Below are 17,454 nucleotides of genomic sequence, written 5' to 3' on the forward strand. Positions count from 1 at the left end.
TTTTTAGTTTAGTTTTTATACTGTGCAATCGCTTCAGCTATCCCACCGCCAGCAACTGTAAAAAAAGAAGGTCCTGCCAGTAAGAATACTTTATTCAGAGGTTTGAAAGTAGTTAATTTCTGTGATTTCAGAATATTCTGAGTCCGGTATTCATTAACGACCCCTCTTACCACATTTCCGGCAACCAGAGCTGTTGGAGAATCTATTCCGGCATCTTTAAGATCACTGGCAAATGCAAAGTTGCTCACACCTAATTTCAATGCTTCGCGGGTTGCAATTTCACCAACTGATATCATTAATTCCGGTGTAAATTTATTGCGGTCACCCAATCCTATTAATAATAACTTTCTGGCTCCAAGAGTCTTTGTAGGAGGCGTCAGTAAAAGTGTTTCCAATGCATGTCCTTTAAACTCTCCGGTTTTGCGGATTTCTGTAAGCTTTCCTTTAAGGGCTTCATCCAAATGCACCAATCCGTTAAGTGCTGCCGGTAGCGCAGGCGGAGAAACAAAAATATCACCTTCGGTATATTCGAATACACAGGCTATCTGTAATTCTGCATTTGCAGCGGAAGGTCCCTGCACCATTCCTATCATTTGTACTCCGTCTATACTTCCCCATGTTTTGGTTGTTCCAATAGCTGTAGGAGTTGCTGATGAATTTGAAGTGGTTGTTTGCTGAGCAAAACTTACTGTTGTCATTAATGAGAAACCAAAAATCATTAAAGATTTTTTCAGGCCTCTGAATTCTATAGTTTTCATAAAATAATTGTTTAAAATTTGAATACAAGTTTTGTGTTAATAAATAATCCGTCTTTATGATCCGGAACCACATCATTGATGAAACCGCCGGTTTTAAAATATTGTACTCCCGTAGTTGAACTCAGGAATCGGTTAATGTTATAAGTTATACTTCCTAAGAAGGCCGTTCCTATATATCTCTTTTGAGAATTAGAAGAAGGCAGATTCAGACTGCCACTCGGCCTGTAAATCCCATCCTGAAGGGAATATCTCCAATTGAGTACTACATCTGCCTGGGCAGTCATATTATCGGTAATATTATAAGTTGCGTAAGGATGTATATCAATAAGGTTTACAGGGCCTATCTGTGGGCTAAAACCAAAATAACCGCCTTTGGGATATATTGGATTAAAAGTTTGCAATTTGCCGTCACCTTTCTGCGAATCACCTGATATATAATCATTCCTTAAATTGATTGTAGGCTTTCCTTTAATATTCTCGAACATATAACCTATATCTACTGATCCGGTCCAGGCACTAATATTACCCTTCCCAAACCTGCCAAACTGATATGCGGCCTCTATATTATAAATAAATCCCCCGCCATATCTCCAGAATCGTGCTCCTGCTGTATGTCTGTTTTCATCAGAAAGTCCATCTTCAAAAGCTACATTATCTCTATGAATTCCAATGTAATATAATTCTAAATTTCCATTTCTAGGAAAAATAAAGGTATTATAACTTCCCCACAGATTTATTTTCTTTGTAGAATGATTATCAAAAGCTCCGGTCCCTACTCTGCTGTCTGCCATTACAAACGCATCGGAACTAAAATTACCTTTTTTATACATCAGCTTTGCACCATCAAAATACAATCTTAAATTAGGGCCTTCCCGCACAGAAATTAGTCTGCCGCTGCCATAATTCATTTCCTGTCTTCCGGCTCTTAAAGTAAGACTGGATTTCTGATTCTTAATAAGGTCTACATCTATAAACAGGTTTTGTATATTCAGGTGATCTTCATCTATAACGCGGGGACCGTTTTTACGCCCGGATTCCCACGCACTGCGTAATTGTCCAAAGATTCTGACACGCTTTCCAAGATGCAGATCTGCATGAATACTATATCTTTGGAGCAAAAAGGGATTACTTCCTATACCCAGACGCCCCCAATCCTCGTTGTTAAAATCTACAAACTCGGCTCTGGCCTCACCACCTAAGGAGAGAAAGACTTTTTTATCCTTAGTCACTGACATATATTTTACAGAATTATAAAAACTGCGGGCTGAATCTTTAAGAAAAGAATAATCTTCATCATACCGCATCAGCTTAAACGCCGGAAAGTCCTGTGAGAAAGCATATGCTGAAAATAGTAACAAAAGAATTAACAGTAGTCTCATATAGGTATTAGTCTGTTTTTAGTGCTATTGTTTAATAATGACAACAAATTTATTCCGGTTATTATCTTTATTGATTTAACTAGTTTAATTTCGTCTTCTCTAAATCAAATTTCTATTTTGTCACCATTTTTCTTTCAATCAGATAATCCAAAGAATACTTTCCGGCACCAAAAAATAAAATAAGTAAATAGGACAAACTATACATATAAGGAGTATCCTTTATAAGCGGAGCATCATGAAAATGCAACACAAAATAACCGGTAAGCGTTACAGCCAGAATAGGTAATACAGCCAATCTGGTCATTAAACCCATTATAACAAACAATGGAAATATAAGATTGGCAGCGTCAGCAAAAAGACTATTAAAAACATCGGGAAGTCCTAAAGGATTAGGTACTATCTCCGCTTCTCCCACTCCGATTCCGATTTTCTTTAATCCATGTGCATAGATTAGTTCTACAGATAGCAAAACCCTGAATATAAGCATGCCTAAATCAAAACTATTACCCAAAGGCTGAGTATAGATTAACTTTCGTAAAATATTTTTCATTGTGTTTTTTTTCTAATGTCTGAGCATGCCTTCAGCATACTGCATTCCGATTCCATACGTTCCTGCATATTTTTTCATAAGTCTGGATACAGCCCCGCCTGTTGGTCTGGCCCAATCCCGCTGAAGCTCCAAAACATACTGTACCGAAGTAATAGGCTGTACTCCTGCCTGAACCATTCTCTCCATAGCTCTGTTATGTGCCTCCATGGTTACATCTCCACAGGCATCCGCAATTACATATACTTCATATCCTTCCTCGATGGCAGATAATGCAGGGTATACAATACACACACTTGTCCATAATCCCGCCATTACAATTTTCTTTTTTCCGGGCTGGACAATTGCTTTATACGCAGCTTCATCTTCCCATGTATTCATGGATGTGCGGTCAATATATTCATATTCTTCTTTTGGATAGTACTCCAAAATTTCCGGAAATACAGGCCCTGCAAAATGATGTTCACCTACTGTAGTTACAATTGTAGGCACTCCAAAAACTTTTGATCCCCCACTGATAAGTCCGGTATTCTGACGTAATTCCTGCATGGAATGACTATTGGTGGCAAAAGCCATTTGTCCCTCGAAATCGATAAGTACCAGAGTGTGATTGTCCGGTGTTAATAAGCTTTGTGCTGGTTTCATAATAAAATAATAGATTGGGTTATTGTCTTTTTATATTCTAGTTTTTTTGATAGCCTCCAAAATACTTGACAGGAGACCACTCCGGAATAACTTCCAGTACTTTAGGTGCAATAGCTTTATAGTCAGTATCACCATATACTATTTTACCATCCACAATTGTCAGCTTAGCTGTTATGTTCTTAATCTCAGATTCTTCAACACTGAAATAATCCTGATCCAGAATCACCAGATCTGCGAAGAAACCTTTTTGGATTTTACCTTTATCAGTATTTTTAATAAGGCTGTAGCCACCATAGGTAAAGAGTTCTAATGCTTTTTTTCTGTCCAGTGTATTTTCTTTAGCCATAACCTGAGCTCCGCCAACGGTTTTGCCGGAAGTAATCCAGTATAATGCTACCCACGGGTTGTAACTGGCTACACGTGTACCATCAGTTCCAAGTCCTACAGGAATTCCAAGCTCCAACATACGTTTTACCGGAGGTGCAGCCAAAGCTGTTTTCTTGCCATAGCGGTGAATAAAGCTCTCACCCTGGTATGCCATTCTGTGCTGAATTGCGATACCTCCTCCCAATGCTTTTATACGCTGCATATTCTCCTCACTTATCGTTTCAGCATGATCAAACAGCCATGGTAATCCGTTTAGAGGTGTTTCTTTATTCACCGCTTCTATTACATCCAGATCTCTGGAAATACTTTCATTATAAGTAGCATGTATACGAAATGGCCAACGCTTTTTCACCAGTAAACTCAGGACTTCTTTCATATTTTTCTCCATAGTAACCGGTAACTCAGGGCGTGGGAATAAAAAATTCTCGAAATCCGCAGCGTCAGCAACCAAATTTTCACCACCGCCATTTACATAGTAATCAACTTCATTATGTCCATTCGAAGTGTGATGATCTATATCTACCATTCCAGTCCATTTTGTATAGTCTGCCAGTTCGGTTCCTTTTTTCTGAGCAAATAAATAATAAGGCAGTCTCACGGTAATTTTTCCTTGTTTATTTAATTCATCGGTAATCCCGTAATCATCCGGAAAATTTTGAAATCCTCCACCTGCATCCATTACCGCAGTAACCCCTAAATGATTAAGCTCAGTCATATACTGTAAAGTGGAATTTATTTTTTCCTCATGTGAAAGTTCAGGCAATTTTGCCAGAGTTGAATACAGAATAAATGCATTAGGTTCTGCAACCAATAACCCGGTCGGATCTCCATTAGTATCCTTTTCTATCAATCCCTGTATAGGGTTAGCTGTATCAGCTGTAATCTTCAGCTCTTTTAATCCGGCTTTATTCAACCATGCTTTTGCATACAGATATAGTATAAATGTTGGAACATCTCCAGTCGCCTCATTTATTTCCTGAAGGGTTGGAAGACGCTTTTCTTCAAACTGATATTCATTCCAACCACCGACAACACGTACCCACTGGCCTTTGGGTGTACGGGCTGCCTGTTCCTTAAGCATTTGTAACGCCTTCTTTAATGAAGTGACACCATCCCAACGCAATTCTGTATTATAAAAACGTCCACCGCGAATCACATGCAAATGACTGTCGAATAATCCCGGAATAATCCGTTTACCTTTCGCATCTATTAATTTTGTATTTGTGGATTTTAGTTTTAGTATTTGAGCATTTGTTCCGGTTTGCAAAATTTTATTTCCGGAAATGGCCACCGCCTGTACTTCTGGATTTCTTCCGTCTAAAGTTGTAATTTTTCCATTCGTAACAATGATATCTGCTTTTTGTGCTTTTATAACACTTCCACTAATCATTAATAATGAAAGAACAATTCTGTTTAATGATTTCATAATAAAACAGTTTTAAGAAGGCAGGCAATTAGCCTGCCTTCAGATTAGATTAGTGTTTTAACATGTCGTGTGCATACTGCATTCCTAAACCATAAGCACCACCGTATTTTTTCACTAAATCGGTAACTGCTTTATAAGTTTCCTGTCTTGCCCAGTCTCTTTGCAATTCCAGAATATACTGTGTTGCTGTAACCGGATGTGCTCCAGCCTGAACCATACGTGTTACCGCCTGATCATGCGCTTCTTTAGAAACATCTCCAGAAGCATCTGTTACTACATAAACATCATAACCATCATTAATTGCAGAAAGTACCGGTCCTACAATACATACACTTGTCCATAGTCCTGCAAAAACAAGCTTCTTTTTACCTTTTCCGGTAATAGCTTTATAAGCATTAACGTCTTCCCAGGTATTCATTGTTGTACGATCGATGTAAGGCTCCGGATAGAACTCAGAGATCTCAGGGAAAACCGGACCACTGAAAGATTTTTCGGCAACAGTTGTTACAACAGTCGGAACATTGAATATTTTAGAAGCTCCAGCTGTAAGTGCAACATTATTTCTCAGTTCTTCGGTTGTAATACTCTTTGTTGCAAAAGCCATCTGGCTTTCATGATCGATTAGAACCAAAGCATGGTTAGTAGGTGTTAATAATGCCGGGCTTGGCTTTTGAGCTGAAACGCTTAGTGATATTAGCCCTAGTACAAAAGATAAGATTGTTTTTTTCATCTTTAAAGTATTTAGTTAGTGTATTACTATAATTTATTGTTTGATAAGCTGTATTTCAGCTGTTAATTTTATTTCCTCTCCAACCAGTACACCACCTGTTTCCAATGAAGTGTTCCAGGTTAGTCCAAAATCTTTTCTGTTAATTTTACCATTAATAGAAAGTCCCGTTTTTGTATTTCCCCACGGATCTTTCATCAGCCCGCTATACTCAGCATCTAATGCTATACTCTGGGCAACATTTTTAATAGTCAGATCACCAAGAATCTGAAATTCACCTTCGTTTATTTTTTTAACTGCTGTGGATTTAAAAGTAATTTTTGGATAGTGCTCAGCATCAAAGAAATCAGCACTTCTTAAGTGGTTATCTCTGTCCAGATTTCCGGTATTTACAGAATTAACCTCAGCTGAAAATGTAATATCTGAAGTTTCAAAATGATCATCTTCGTTTTCAAGGTTCACATAAATTTCTTCGAATTTCCCTGAAACATTAGTAAACATCATATGCTTTACTTTAAAGCCAATTTCTGAATGTGTAGGGTCTATTGCCCAAATTGATTTTGCCATTTTAAAAAATTAGTTGTTATATTGTTTATAGATTATTTAGGACAGCGTCATCGGAACCTCCATCAATAGGATTTCTGTTCCCTGCTCTGATGCTTTTATTTGAAGTTTGGAAACATTCCATATTCCAAAACCGTCTTTTTCATGAAGTTCTGTTTCTTCTATTACAGCACTTCCTTTTATAATGAAAGCATATATACCGTTACCTTCTTTCTTAAGCTGATATTCTGATATAAATCCCTTGTCAAATGCTCCCATATGAAACCATGCATCCTGATGAATCCATACACCTTCGTCATTCGGATCAGGAGACAGAATTTGCTGAAACTTATTATAACGGTCATTTATATTGAGAGAAATCTGATCATATCTTGGTACTACATTTCTTTTTTTAGGATATACCCATATCTGTAGGAATTTTACCAACTGGTCATTGTTCTTGTTGAATTCACTATGCATAATTCCGGTCCCGGCACTCATCACCTGTACATCGCCGCTTTTAATAACCGCAAGATTTCCCATACTGTCTTTGTGCTCCAGGTCTCCCTCCAACGGAATACTTATAATTTCCATGTTGTCGTGTGGATGGGTTCCAAAACCTCTCCCGCCTTCTACTTTATCATCATTCAGTACCCTTAATACACCGAAATGCATACGCTCAGGATTATGATAATTTGCAAAGCTGAAGGTGTGATGACTTAATAACCAGCCATGATCCGCAACACCTCGGGAATCTGCCTTGTGCAATACTGAATTGTCTTTTATTTTGGAGTTGTCACTTGGCAGATGATTAAAACCAATAGGCTTTAATGGTTCAATCTCATCAATATCATTTTTAAGGAGATTTCCCAGAGCAGCAGACGCTGCAAAAATGCCTGTACCAAGCAAACCTTTTTTTATGAAATCTTTTCTGTCCATTAGTATTGTTTTTTGATAGGTCAAAATTATACTCATCAAAAACCAATTCCATTTAACTAGTTTAATAAATGATTTGGAGTACAAAAAAAATTGCCAGATAGCATAGCTACCTGGCAATAAATAAAAAACAGCAATGTTATTTATTGGAAAGTCTTTTTCTGATGGTACTTACAAATTCTTTTGAAACTCCTAAATAAGAAGCTATATAATACTGAGGAACCCGCTGAGGAATAGACGGATATACTTTTATAAAGTCCAGATACCGTTCGGTTGCCGGTTTAGATATAGTATTAACCAGGCGGTTCTGAAGTGTTGTCAGATTCCTTTGCACCAACATCCTGAAAACCCTCTCAAACTTGGGAATTGATTCCAAAAGTATGTCTTTCGTTTGCGGTGTCAGCATATATATTTCAGAGTCTTCCAATGCTTCTATATAAAGGCGGGAAGGTTTTTGTTCATGAAAAGATGCGATATCACTTACCCACCAGTCTTCAACCGCAAAATATAATGTTACTTCAAAACCATTTTCATCTATATAATAGGTTCTAATACAGCCTTTATGAATATAACCTTCAAACTGGCAGATCTCGCCCTCGCGAAGCAAAATGGTTTTAGCGGGTATGGCTTTACAGTCCAGAAGATCTGTAAAACTTTGCTTTTCCTCTTCAGTAAGCTCAATACATCTGGTTACATTTTCAATAATTTTCTCAAACATAATTTAAAATTTTAAGAATTCAGATCCGGAAAAAGGCTGTATACTTCATTTTTAAGTAGTCCGCTTCCGCCTCCGTAGTGGTCTATCACTTTAATATCTTTGCCTAAAGATAATGTGTATTTTTTTATTTCCTGTTCATATTCCGAGTCCAAGCCTGAGCTCAGAAGGAGAACATCTATATCATTAGTTTTCAGAGACTCATATGATGCCTCTTCATCGAAAAGTATTTCTGCATTCCATCCCTCATTATTTTCGATAAGTCTCTTTAAAACATCCAGAATTTCCTGGTTCTTTCCGATAACTAAAAAATTTAATGTTTTCATTTTTATATGTTGGTTATCCAAGGTGTTTTACAAATGTTTATTTCCTGTTATTTTTAATTCATTCAGATCAAGCTGTGATTCTGCCTTTCTGATTTCATCATCACTGAACAGTTTTTCTCTTTTCATTTTGAAAAGCTCTTTACGCTGCATGGCATAAATATCCAAAACTACTTCATGATATACCTTTAAATCCTTTTGTCTGTTACTGCAAACTTCTAATGAACTTAAGTGTTTTTCATGCATCTTAGAATCATTTTCAAGATGCTCTTTAAAGTCTCTTACAAGATTATTATGCTGCATTTCTTCTTCATACTTATTATCCAGCATATTGATTGCAGCAGTATCTAATCTTATTTGGATACCTGCCTGCTGTTCGTGTGAAGGAAGGATTGCATCCAGCTCTCCAATTTTCGTTAGCTTTATAATGAGTGGTAATGTCAGCCCCTGAAATACAAGCGTTATAAAGATGACAACGAAGGTTATGAATATAATAAGACTTCGGAACGGAAAAGCAGTACCATCATTCATCAACACCGGAATAGACAGTGCTGTGGCCAGAGATACAACGCCCCGCATTCCTGCCCAGCCAATAATAAGTGGATTTTTCCACCCTGGTGAGGGATCTTTTTTAATGTTCTTACTTAGCCAGCGCGGAATGTGCGCCACAGGATAAATCCATAGTATACGGACTATAATGATAATCAGACTGATTAACACTCCATACTGGATTCCCTGAACAATAGAAGTCTGGCCCAATCCTTTAATGATTTCCGGAAGCTCTAATCCTATTAAAATAAATACAAGAGCATTCATCGTAAAGATAAGCGTATTCCATACTCCTGTCATATTTATTCTTGTACTTCCGGTTTTAAACATTTCATGGGCTCTGAATGACATGAAAAGTCCACCGCTAACGACTGCCATTACTCCTGAAAAATGAAAATGCTCTGCTACTAAATATAGTACGTAAGGTGTGATAACCGTAAGTGCTGCATCTATAGCCGGAGTTGTTGGCAGAAATCTGTGAATTGCATAAAATATATGTGCCCCCAATATCCCTGCAATAATTCCCATACCGGCTACAATAAAGAATTGCCCTGTGGCTTCCTGCATCGAAAAGGTACTTGTAAGAATGGCTGCCAATGCAAAACGAAAAACAATGAGTGAAGATGCGTCATTCACAAGGCTTTCTCCCTCCAATATCGCCAATGTTCTTTTAGGAACTTTCATCCCTTTCAGCACTGTTGTTGCAGCAATAGCATCCGGAGGCGAAATAATCCCCCCCAACAGAAAGCCCAATGCCAGCGTAAATCCAGGAATAATCATTTGGGAGGCATAGGCAACAATTACAGAGGTTAAAAATACCAATCCAAATGCCAGTAAAGATATAGGCCGTTTCCATTTCCAGAAATCATTCCAGGAAGTATACCATGCAGCCTCATAAAGTATTGGTGGTAAAAAGATTAAAAATATAATCTCGGGATCGAGCTTAAGTCCGGGTATTCCGGGAATAAAACTGATCCCCAAACCTGCCAAAACCAGAAATATAGGATATGCTATCTTAATTTTCTGAGCCAGCATAACCAATAACATAACCACAACCAATAGTCCCAGAACTAAAAGTAAATTCTCGTGCATTTTATTTTTTATTTATTATTCCAAACTCAATCAATATGTATAAACAAAGATGTTCTCTCTTTGTGTTCCAGATTTTTGGTTTTGTGTCCTTTTCCTATCGTATCCTCTACCCATAAGACTTCTCCTGACTGAAAAACTCTCTTCTGTCCTAAAGATGTTTCAATCTCTACCCCGCCATCCAGTAATACAATATATTGTTTCTGCGGAGCGCAATGAAAATCATAGTCATATTCAGGCGATACTTTTCTAAATTGTAACTGACTGACTTTAATATTCTGAGATAAAAAGCCAATGCTTCCATAATCGGATAAAGCAACAACTACATCTTCAAAATGGGAGTCACCATTACTATCATTGTATATACGGGTTACTCTCATATACTACTGTTCTCTGAAATCTATTAAAACAATAATTTACTTTTTGGGTATAGCTTTATCACCTATTTAAAAATTAGTGTATTGGCCAATTCTAATTCTTCCTGATTAATGGAGTGCCCAAAATTAGGATAGACTTTCTCGGTAACGTCAGCTCCCATCTCCTTCAGAATATTTGTTGTCGCATATACTCTTTCTACAGGAACATGAAAATCAGGATTGCTTGTCGCTATCAACACAGGGGTATTTTCAAAATTTCCTTTATAATGATCTCTATTAATTTTATCGCCGATAACTCCACCAATAATTGCTGCTGCACCACCAAATCTCTGAGCATTGCGTGCTAAAAACTCTAACGTAAGACAAGCCCCCTGGGAGAAACCAAAGAAGTATATATTCTCTGGCTTTATACCTTCTTTCTGAACTTTTTCAACAGTTTTCGACACTATATCAATTGCCGAGGATAGCCAGGGTTCGTTTTGTTCTACGGGTGCCATAAATGAATAAGGATACCACGTCTGATGAGTAGCCTGTGGCGCCACCAATGCATAATTATCTACATGAAGATGGGATGCCAGGCTCAATATATCCTGGGCACTTCCGCCTCGTCCATGAATCATGATAAGTGCTTTCTCAGCCCGCTCTAAAGGAGCTCCGGCTGTTTTTATATCAAGAATATGCTTCATTATCTTATTTAAATTTTTCTACTGGGTAAACAAATTGGGGTAATACTTCTTCTAAATGTGCCCTTTCTTTTTCAAACTGCTTTGGCAGCATTAAATTCTCTCCCAAAGAAGCCAATTCTTCATCTACAGAAAATCCGGGTCCGGAGGTTGCAATTTCAAATAAAACACCTCCCGGTTCTTTAAAATACACAGAAGTAAAATATTTCCTGTCTTTTACCTCTGTATGTTCCAGACCAAATCGGTCCAGTTTATCCATCATTTCCAGTTGAGATTCAGCATCTGGTGTAGCAAAAGCAACATGGTGCACTGTTCCCCTTCCTGCAAGACCTTTTAATGCTGCTGGTGTACACAATAAGTCTACATACTTTCCGGGAGCATTTTCGGTTGCAAATCTGAAACGGTCGGAACTTTCAGAAACAAGTACATGATCCATCTGTGTTGTGAGTAATGCAGCCGTACGTTCATAGGATGCTAACCAAATTTCTACATGATGAATTCCTTTTATAGCATAGTCTGCAGGAATAGTTTCCTTACTGTAGCCTTTTCGCGGATCTTTTGTATTGAATACAAGCTCAAGCCCCAGCCCATCATAGTCTTCCAGATAAATAAACACTTCCCCCGAGAAACGCTCCTGAGGTTGTTTATAGGGAATCCCAAACCGATCCAGTCTTTCCAGCCAATAATCCAACCCGCCCATTGCTACAGAGAAAGCAGTTGTATTCAGCATTCCTTTTCCATGTCTGCCGTTTACCAAACCTTTTCCATACGGAAAAGTTGTCATAATAGTTCCCGGTGTCCCGAACTCATCTCCGAAGTAAAAATGATAAACCTCTGAATAATCAAAATTCACGGTCTTTTTAACAAGTCTAAGTCCGAGTACGCCTGTATAAAAATCAATATTTTCCTGTGCATCTCCTGTTATTGCAGTTACATGATGCAAACCTGTAATTAATGACATCTCTATTAATTAATACTTTTACAATTAGGCTTGTGGTCTATACCATACATCTGCATATTCTTCAGGATGGCGTTTAAATTGTGCATGAACATATGGACAAAGTGGTACAATCTTCAGATTGTTTTCTCTTGCATATGAAACCAGTTTTTCTAATAATAATTTAGCAAACCCTCTGCCTTCATACTCAGGATTTACTTCAGTGTGATATACTGTTAATTTACCTTCAGCCACGGAAACATCCATTTTCCCGGCTTTTCTGTCATCAGAAAATAGCTGTATCTCCCCTTGCTGATTTGTATTTAATACAATTTCTGTTCTTTCCATTTTTATTTTTTTGCTGTTGTTTCCAAATAAAGTCTCTTTTTACTTATAATTTAAATTCAGGGTAGTTTCCCATAAGAAAACCAAGAACCTACCCTAAATTTAATAAAATCATAACAGATTGGGTAAAGCCTCTTCTATTTTACCACGTATCCCTTCATATTGTTTTGGAAGTTTAAGATGTGTTCCTAATTCTGCCAATTCTTCATCCCGCATAAATCCTGGGTTATCCGTAGCAATCTCAAACAAAACACCTCCCGGTTCACGGAAATATAACGAATAGAAATAATCCCTGTCGATCTTAGGTGTTATCTGGAGCCCCGCTGACAATACTTTGTCACGGTATTCCATCAAAGTATTTTCATCTTTTACCCGAAAGGCAATATGATGATTTGTTCCGGCAGCATTTCGTCCATATGCTACAGAAGAATTCTCTATAATATCAACGAAGTTAGCTGTGTCTATAGTATCAGTTGCAAAGCGATAACGACTGTCTTCCTGCTTTTGCAGACTGTAGCCCAATACATCTGTTAGCACTTTTATAGTTGGCTCTGCCTTTTGCAAGGTAAGTGTTACATTATGGAAACCTTTTAGTGCATTTTCATTGCTTATTCCATCTATAGTCCATGCATTTCGGGTGTCTTTATTTTCAGGCTCTATAAATTGCAATTGCAGACCATCCGGATCTTTAAAAGAAATCATTTTTTCACCAAAAACATTTCCTTCTTCTACATTAACTCCGTTTTGTATCAAACGGTTTTTCCAAAATTCAATACTTCCTGTTGGAACTGAGTAACCGATATGAGTTGCCATACCCGCACCATTAGTTCCCTTACCAATTCCTTCCCATGGAAAGAAAGTCAATATAGTTCCGGGAGTTCCCGTCTCGTTTCCAAAATAGAAATGATAGGTTCCGGGATCATCAAAGTTTACGGTCTTTTTTACCAGACGTACACCTAATACTTTCGTATAAAAGTCAAGATTTCTTTTTGCATTATCAGCTATTGCTGTAATATGATGCAATCCTAATATTTTGTTTTCCATGTCTTTTTATTTTTATGTAAAATTACAACATGCCAAACCCGAATGCATTTAACTAGTTTAATTAATGCCTCTCAATTAAAATTTCATACAAATCACAATTGAATTTAGCCTTTAAAAGCAGGTCAGGACTGATACTGTTGAGATTAACGCTAAAATTTAATAAATATTTTGATTGAAAACTTGCCTACTTACTAGTAGGTAAGTATATTTGCATTATGAGTACAAGAGAAAAAATAATCTTACTGGGTGATAATCTGATTCGAATGAAAGGATATAATGCATTTAGTTTCAGTGATATATCTAAAGAACTAGGGATTAAAAATGCATCTATACATTATCATTTCCCTACCAAAACCACTTTGGTAATTGCGATTATCCAGAAACATCTTATCCTTTTAGAGAAATTCAAGCAGAGGGTTGGTAATGAGAGTCCTGTACAAAAAATCATTAAGTTCCTTTCTGTATATACAGCCGCAAAATCTGAAGGACGGATTAGTATTTTAGGATCCTTATCCAATGACTATTTCTCTTTTGAACCAGAGGTGCAAACTGAGCTTAAAATCTTAACAGATAATACACTTAACTGGTTAACTGACACTTTAAAAGATGGTAAAAAAGAAGGTGACTTCAAATATAACATGGATCATCGTACCAAAGCATTAATGATTATTACCAATATTCTGGGTGCTGAACATCTTTCAAGAATTACTTACCAGCACAATTTTCAGGAAATAAAGAACACAATTATAGACGATTTAACATCATAGATATGAAACGAGTAGTTATAACAGGTATTGGAGCATTGACCCCGATAGGAAATAATATAAATGACTTCTGGGCCTCATTAACAGAAGGTAAAAGCGGTGCTGCCCCTATTACAAGATTTGATACTTCAAAGTTTAAAACCAAATTTGGCTGTGAGCTTAAGAATTTTAATCCACTGGATTTTATAGAAAAAGCAGAAGCACGGAAATATGATTTGTATACTCAGTATGCATTAGTTGCAGTAGAAGAAGCTGTAAAATCCGGAAATATTGATTTTGAGAAAATGAACAAAAACCGTATTGGTGTAATATGGGGTTCGGGAAATGGTGGTATTGAAACGTTCCAGCAACAAATGACTGAGTATATATCAGGAGACGGAACTCCCAGATTCAGTCCGTTTTTCATACCGAAGATGATTGTAGATATCGCATCGGGGGTAATCTCTATAAAATACGGATTGCGCGGAATAAATTTCACAACAGTATCTGCCTGTGCCACTTCTAACACTGCTATTATTGATGCCTATAATTATATCAAATGGGGTAAAGCCGACATGATTATTACCGGTGGGTCAGAAGCCGCTATAATGGAAAGCTCTGTAGGTGGATTTAACTCTGCTAAAGCACTCTCTACAAACAATGACAATCCTCAAACTGCATCAAGACCTTTCGACGTAAACAGGGATGGTTTTGTAATAGGTGAAGGCGCCGGCGCCGTAATTTTGGAAGAGTTGGAAAGCGCGAAGAAAAGGGGTGCCAATATTATTGCTGAAATTGTGGGTGGTGGAATGGCTGCAGATGCATATCACCTTACCGGAACTCATCCGGATGGAGAAGGTGCATATCTTGGAATGCTGGCAGCTCTTGAAGATGCCGATATTCAGCCACAAGAGATCGATTATTTAAATGTTCATGCCACCTCTACTCCACAAGGTGACCTCAGTGAACTTAAGGCTGTCGAAAGAATCTTTGGAAGAGAGAATAATCTGAATATTAGTGCCACCAAATCAATGACCGGTCATTTACTGGGTGCAGCCGGTGCTGTTGAAGCGATCACCTGTATTAAGGCTGTAAGCGAAAATATTATTCCTCCTACAATCAATACACTGGAACCGGAGCCTGAATACAAAGACGTCTTTGACTTTACACTCGGCAAAAAACAAAATAAAGAAATCAACTACGCAATGAACAATACTTTTGGGTTCGGCGGCCATATTGCCACAAGTATTTTCAAAAAGTACGCAGAATAAATAATAATCTGTTATCTGACTGTTTATTCAGTGAAGATAATCATAATAAAAACGGGCAATCATTTTTGATTGCCCGTAAAAATATAAAACTGTCAAAAAACAAAAACATAATGATAGCATTAACTTACTAAACACATATTGACAGTTTTTATAATAAGTGATTGTTTATTTAACTTCTGTATAACATTATCCCATACATTTATATTTAAGCTCAAGCCGGATATAAATATTTTAGGTATTAGGTGCTGCTACGGATCGTACACAACGAATATTCAGGCCTGTTCTTTTATCAATATCCTGAATATTACCTGCAGGAAAAGAAGCTGTATTTTCTGTTCCATTATTAGAAAATGAAGCCCTCCAAACAAAAGCTTTTGCTGTCCCGGCAGCTGCACCAGGATCCTTTGTCCAGAACATTCCTACAGTATCGGGATAAGAAGAAATAGGGGTCGATTTTGCATTATAAGTCCATCCAGTAATGCTATTAGGATATGGAGAATTTTCATTTGGCGTATAATTTACAGGACGATAACCATTATACTGAATATACAATTCACTTCTTGCACTTCCATACTCCGGAGTGTTAGCCCCTGCAGTATGATTAAAAGTAACTCCAAAATTAGCATTATTAGAATAAATGCTAAATCCAGCACGGGTATTATCAGGAATTTTGGTTGTCAATGCTGTAGCTTCGACTGAAGTTGGCATTCGCCATGTACCAACCGGATATAGCTGTACACAAGGATCCTGTGTAGTATCGTAATTGCCACTATTAGGAGCATCTGTAGGTCTTAAGGCATTCCAACTCCAATAATACACTGTAGGTGATAGATTACCAATGGGCTGAAATCCGTCAAATCCATTAATACGCGTATTTGGAACATTATAACTATTAGAACCTTCGTAAGAGATATCATTACGTGCCCACAATACTCCGCCAACATTTACTGCAGATTGTATCAAGCGTACGTTTACATTATATTTAAAATTTGTACCCAGTAATTTTGAGGAACTCTGTGGCAACGTGACATAAGACACTCGGTTAAATTTATGCAATACATTATTAAGTTGCTTGAATTCCATATTAGTAAGCTTTACCTTTAATGTATTTCCGGAAGGAATAAAGACTCCGGAAGAACTGTAAAAACTCACTACTTTTGAAGAATACACCTGGGAATCCAAAGCTTTATCCGACTGAATCGGAGCTGCTCCTCCATAGAAGCTACCTGTCCCCAAATCAAAAGTCTGCTGTGTAATAATACCAGTAAATGTAGTTCCATTATATGTCCCGATGTTTGCAGTGGCATCACTATTTCCTGACATTGGTACAAACATTCCCTTACTGTCAATATTTACATCAATACGGGTAGTCATATGTTTAAAATTAATATCCAGATAATTATTCCCACTTACAGTACTAATTGTACCTGAGGCATATAAAATATCTTTATTGGATGAAACCGGGGCATCAATAACAGATTTCCCTGCTGCTATCATTGTTGCAGGAACAGTTGCTTCATTGGATGAAAAAGCATACCATTGGTATTTTGTTCCGCCATCTACTGTTATTTTTGGAGGTGCCCCCCCAACTGTAAAGGTATAATCAGAGCCAATCTGTGCTCCTCTGCTCCCCGCATTATCCTGAAAAATCCTAACAACATAACTAATACCATTTCCCATTCTGGGATTGGCTGCAGCAATAGCTTTATTGTCCAAAGAAGCTGTAGCATTAGAAAGCTTTCCAGAAGATGCAGTTATTTCAACCAATGCATCAAAATCATTTCCGTAAGACATTTGCTCTTTAGTTATAACAGAATTCTGTAAAACACTACTTCCACTTTTAGTCTTAGTATTAGCTAATGTTATAATCTCATCTTCAATAATATTAGGACTGATATTAAGCACTGTTTTTCCGTCAGACTCTGTAGTTCCTCCGTCTTCACGAGATGAACATGAACTGATACTACCAATGCATCCCCCTATTAGCAGAAGTGCACAAATGAGTTTATTCTTATTTTGCATAATATTTC

19 protein-coding genes are annotated in these 17,454 nt (G+C 37.4%); 2 read left to right on the forward strand and 17 right to left on the reverse strand.

Annotation, left to right across the window (positions count from 1 at the left end; translation table 11 throughout):
* Nucleotides 1-8: 8 nt before the first annotated feature.
* The 16 genes from ATE49_RS18880 to ATE49_RS18955 form a co-directional block, all read right to left on the reverse strand.
* Nucleotides 9-758 (reverse strand): M17 family peptidase N-terminal domain-containing protein, encoded by a 750-nt coding sequence (locus ATE49_RS18880; protein WP_065083368.1) that lies wholly within the window; start codon nt 756-758, stop codon nt 9-11.
* 11 nt (nt 759-769) lie between these two features.
* Nucleotides 770-2,137 (reverse strand): alginate export family protein, encoded by a 1,368-nt coding sequence (locus tag ATE49_RS18885; protein WP_065083369.1) that lies wholly within the window; start codon nt 2,135-2,137, stop codon nt 770-772.
* 112 nt (nt 2,138-2,249) lie between these two features.
* The gene (locus ATE49_RS18890) at nt 2,250-2,687 is read right to left on the reverse strand and encodes a DoxX family protein (RefSeq protein WP_065083370.1); all 438 of its coding nucleotides are present in this window, start codon (nt 2,685-2,687) and stop codon (nt 2,250-2,252) included.
* Between the two features lie 12 nt (nt 2,688-2,699).
* Entirely contained in the window at nt 2,700-3,329 is a 630-nt protein-coding gene (locus tag ATE49_RS18895; protein WP_065083371.1) for an isochorismatase family protein, read from the reverse strand.
* A gap of 37 nt (nt 3,330-3,366) precedes the next feature.
* The gene (locus tag ATE49_RS18900) at nt 3,367-5,142 is read right to left on the reverse strand and encodes an amidohydrolase (RefSeq protein WP_065083372.1); all 1,776 of its coding nucleotides are present in this window, start codon (nt 5,140-5,142) and stop codon (nt 3,367-3,369) included.
* 49 nt (nt 5,143-5,191) lie between these two features.
* Complete coding sequence (locus tag ATE49_RS18905) at nt 5,192-5,872, reverse strand: hydrolase (RefSeq protein ID WP_059155085.1); 681 nt, start codon at nt 5,870-5,872, stop codon at nt 5,192-5,194.
* 33 nt (nt 5,873-5,905) lie between these two features.
* Nucleotides 5,906-6,436, reverse strand: a complete 531-nt coding sequence (locus tag ATE49_RS18910; RefSeq protein ID WP_065083373.1) for a YceI family protein — start codon at nt 6,434-6,436, stop codon at nt 5,906-5,908.
* Nucleotides 6,437-6,472: 36 nt separating this feature from the next.
* Nucleotides 6,473-7,351 carry a pirin family protein gene (locus ATE49_RS18915; RefSeq protein ID WP_065083374.1) on the reverse strand — a complete coding sequence of 293 codons (879 nt, stop codon included), beginning with the start codon at nt 7,349-7,351 and terminating at the stop codon, nt 6,473-6,475.
* A gap of 136 nt (nt 7,352-7,487) precedes the next feature.
* Nucleotides 7,488-8,066 (reverse strand): Crp/Fnr family transcriptional regulator, encoded by a 579-nt coding sequence (locus tag ATE49_RS18920; protein ID WP_034870556.1) that lies wholly within the window; start codon nt 8,064-8,066, stop codon nt 7,488-7,490.
* An 11-nt stretch (nt 8,067-8,077) separates the two neighbouring features.
* On the reverse strand, nt 8,078-8,389 hold the full coding sequence (locus tag ATE49_RS18925) for a hypothetical protein (protein WP_059155082.1): 312 nt from the start codon (nt 8,387-8,389) through the stop codon (nt 8,078-8,080).
* Nucleotides 8,390-8,416: 27 nt separating this feature from the next.
* Nucleotides 8,417-10,027 carry a Na+/H+ antiporter gene (locus ATE49_RS18930; RefSeq protein WP_065083375.1) on the reverse strand — a complete coding sequence of 537 codons (1,611 nt, stop codon included), beginning with the start codon at nt 10,025-10,027 and terminating at the stop codon, nt 8,417-8,419.
* A 26-nt stretch (nt 10,028-10,053) separates the two neighbouring features.
* The gene (locus ATE49_RS18935; protein WP_065083376.1) at nt 10,054-10,404 is read right to left on the reverse strand and encodes a cupin domain-containing protein; all 351 of its coding nucleotides are present in this window, start codon (nt 10,402-10,404) and stop codon (nt 10,054-10,056) included.
* A gap of 62 nt (nt 10,405-10,466) precedes the next feature.
* Nucleotides 10,467-11,087: an alpha/beta hydrolase gene (locus ATE49_RS18940; protein WP_065083377.1), complete on the reverse strand. Its 621-nt coding sequence runs from the start codon at nt 11,085-11,087 to the stop codon at nt 10,467-10,469.
* Nucleotides 11,088-11,091: 4 nt separating this feature from the next.
* Complete coding sequence (locus ATE49_RS18945; protein WP_065083378.1) at nt 11,092-12,045, reverse strand: VOC family protein; 954 nt, start codon at nt 12,043-12,045, stop codon at nt 11,092-11,094.
* Between the two features lie 24 nt (nt 12,046-12,069).
* The gene (locus tag ATE49_RS18950) at nt 12,070-12,369 is read right to left on the reverse strand and encodes a GNAT family N-acetyltransferase (RefSeq protein ID WP_059345431.1); all 300 of its coding nucleotides are present in this window, start codon (nt 12,367-12,369) and stop codon (nt 12,070-12,072) included.
* Between the two features lie 108 nt (nt 12,370-12,477).
* Nucleotides 12,478-13,410 carry a ring-cleaving dioxygenase gene (locus tag ATE49_RS18955; protein ID WP_065083379.1) on the reverse strand — a complete coding sequence of 311 codons (933 nt, stop codon included), beginning with the start codon at nt 13,408-13,410 and terminating at the stop codon, nt 12,478-12,480.
* Between the two features lie 215 nt (nt 13,411-13,625).
* Here ATE49_RS18955 and ATE49_RS18960 point away from each other — a divergent pair, with 215 nt between their 5' ends.
* Together ATE49_RS18960 and fabF are read left to right on the forward strand one after the other, a co-directional pair.
* Nucleotides 13,626-14,177 (forward strand): TetR/AcrR family transcriptional regulator, encoded by a 552-nt coding sequence (locus ATE49_RS18960; RefSeq protein ID WP_065083380.1) that lies wholly within the window; start codon nt 13,626-13,628, stop codon nt 14,175-14,177.
* A 2-nt stretch (nt 14,178-14,179) separates the two neighbouring features.
* Nucleotides 14,180-15,424, forward strand: coding sequence for a beta-ketoacyl-ACP synthase II (gene fabF / locus ATE49_RS18965; protein ID WP_065083381.1), 1,245 nt, complete (start codon nt 14,180-14,182; stop codon nt 15,422-15,424).
* Between the two features lie 231 nt (nt 15,425-15,655).
* On the opposite strand, the gene ATE49_RS18970 is transcribed toward fabF, so the two are convergent.
* Nucleotides 15,656-17,446, reverse strand: a complete 1,791-nt coding sequence (locus ATE49_RS18970; protein WP_065083382.1) for a hypothetical protein — start codon at nt 17,444-17,446, stop codon at nt 15,656-15,658.
* Nucleotides 17,447-17,454 lie beyond the last annotated feature (8 nt).

The organism is Elizabethkingia miricola (genome assembly GCF_001675285.1).
Lineage (GTDB): Bacteria > Bacteroidota > Bacteroidia > Flavobacteriales > Weeksellaceae > Elizabethkingia > Elizabethkingia miricola.